Annotated in this window: 2 protein-coding genes; both read right to left on the reverse strand. The window is 64.8% G+C overall.

Going from position 1 to position 2,480, the window contains the following annotated elements:
• The coding region (locus tag KDH09_13585; GenBank protein MCB0220726.1) for a hypothetical protein at positions 1-288 on the reverse strand (288 nt) is incomplete at its 3' end.
• A gap of 54 nt (positions 289-342) precedes the next feature.
• Positions 343-2,480 (reverse strand): hypothetical protein (locus KDH09_13590; protein ID MCB0220727.1); only part of this gene is annotated, 2,138 nt, incomplete at its 5' end.

Here is a 2,480-nt window from a genome sequence, read left to right on the forward strand (position 1 = left end):
ATCGCGGTTGGCAAAGTCGATGCACGCCGAATCGCCCATCGGCCCGCAGCCGGTAGGCGAGATCATGGGGAAGACGTTGGCCGTGTCGATCTGCTCGGCCGTCGGGGTGAGTCTTCCGAGCGCGAAGAGCTGCGCGTAACCGACGTCGACGACCGAGACCTTCCCGTCGCCGTTGATGTCGCCGAAGGTGTCCTGCGCATGGGCGAGCCCCACCTGCGTCAGGCAAAGCAGCCCCCACAGCAGCAGCGCTGCCGGCCAGGTCCTTCGATTGTCGCTCGCGCGTCTCACGCTTTGCTCACACTCCGGGTCGCCCGCTCAGGCGGGCGCCCTGCACAAATCCACTCAGGGAGCGCCGAAATACAGCGGCGTTCCCTGCAGAATGCTGAACTGCACTTCGGAAATCGTGCCGAAGTCGCAGAACCCGAACATCACATTATTGAAGCGCTGGGTGACCTCTTGCGAGGTGATCGTGGGCACGGGGATCGCGCTCACGTCGTAGTCCAGGCGGTCGAGCAGCTCACCCGGCCCGGTGCCGTCACCGTCGGGGTCGGGATGCAGCGAAAGATCGAAGCTCCAGACCCCGCGCGTGGCAAGGCCGGCGATGCTGAACGCATTGGCGCACGTGCCCGGCGGGATCTCCGAATACAGGGCGCGGGTCTCGGCCCCGCCCATGCCGTCTTCGAGCAGCTCGCCCTGCGGGCCCTTTGCCGCCAGCAGATCCACGGGGAAGAAGTCCTCGGGCTGGGGCACGCCCGCGCAGTCGCCATCGGAGGGCGTGCAGAAAATCGTCGTATCGAGATCGGCATTGGCCTGCAGACCGGTGAACGGCACGGTCGAACCGGCGGTGTTCGTCACGTTGTATCGGAAACGCGCCGAGCGCGGCACCGAACGCACGGTGATCGAACCACTGTTCATCCCGGTGGTGCAACCCCCGGTGAAGGCGGCCGTCACGGTCGCCGTTGCGGTCGCTGCGTTCACATTGCCGTTGGAGATCACGCACGCGCCGACAACGGGGTTGCCGCTCACCTGCGTAAGCGTCTTGGGCGCTTCGAGCGGCGCGTCGCAGTCGCCCGCGCTGAGCGTCGGGAAGGTCGTCCCCGCCGCGCTGCCCGAGGCGCTCAGGCGCACCTGGCAGGTCGGGTTGTCGCCGGCATTGACGTAGTCATCGCCGTTGAAGTCCTTGATCGTCACCATCACCCGCGCGGCGAAGGGATCGCCATACTTGGTCGAGGCGTCCATGCCGTAGAAGTTGAACAGCTCCGGCGCGGTCGTGCTGCTGGCCGCGTGCTGGCTGTAGATTGCCGTGGTCGGCGCGGCGAGCGAATCCTCGAACGCGATTGCCAGACTCGCCGGCAGGGTCGGATCGCGGCCCATGGTAAAGGGCGGCGTCAGCTCGATGAGATTCGCCGGCGAGAGATCGCTCTGGTCCACCTTGCGAAGGCGTGCCAGGAAGTCGGCCTGAATGGTCGGCGAGGCAGTCTGGTTGTTGTTGACCTGCACGTAGAAGCGCGCGCGCTGGGTCGAGATCGCCAGGCTGCGCGTGGCGGTGAACGAGCCCACGTTGCAGGTATCACCCGCTTCGCAGAAGCCTTCGACCTCGGTGTCGCCATCGTCGGCGACGAACAGGCTGTAGAGCCCGTCGGGAACCGGCTCGTCGGCGCACATGGTGGGCCCGATGCTCGGGCCCGTTCCCGGCACCGACTCGGCGTAGCTAACCACCTTGCACTCGACGTACTCGCACTCGACGCCGTCGGTAAATGCATTGGCCCGGCCGCCGCGGTCACTGAAGCACGCGGGCGGCGCGCCCGGCACCAGCGTGTCATCGCCGGCGAACTCGCATTGGAGCGCCACCGGGGTCGTGCACTCGGGGTTGAAGAGCAGTTTCTTGGTCGCCGGCGCAAAGCCGACCGCCTCCGTATCGGGCACATCGACACTCACCGAAATGCCGTTGACTCCGCCAAAGGGTGTGGGAGAAAACGGCGGGTAGAGATATAGATCGTCAGTTTGACCGAGCGTCGTGCCCGGCGAAACGTACACGATGTCACCATTCGTGGAAGGCCGGCACGTCGTCCCCGGCCCCTCACAGACCCGGTAAGTCAGCCCCGTCCCCGAAGGACCGTCAAATACCAATGAAACCTCAGTGTCGTCGTCGGGAGATTCCGTTGGATCAAGTAAAGTTCCCAGCACCTTTTCGATTTCAAACCATACCGGCACGCGCGGACGCAGCGGATCGAGCGTAGTTCGTTCGTAATCGGCTGCATTGTCCGAACAGGAGATAACGGTCATGCCTGCCGTGGCATCGCTGGTAAGCACCTTGCAATTCTGGTTCAGGCCGCCGTCGCTCGCATCACCCGCACCGGTATCGCAGACATCGGCGCCGCCCATGCCGCACACCGGTTTGGTAAAGAACGCATCAGAAGGCAGCAACGGGTCGGGAAGAAAAAGCAGTGAATCGGGAATCAGCATCGTCTCACCGGGTC

The organism is Chrysiogenia bacterium, from assembly GCA_020434085.1.
Taxonomy (GTDB): Bacteria; JAGRBM01; JAGRBM01; order JAGRBM01; family JAGRBM01; genus JAGRBM01.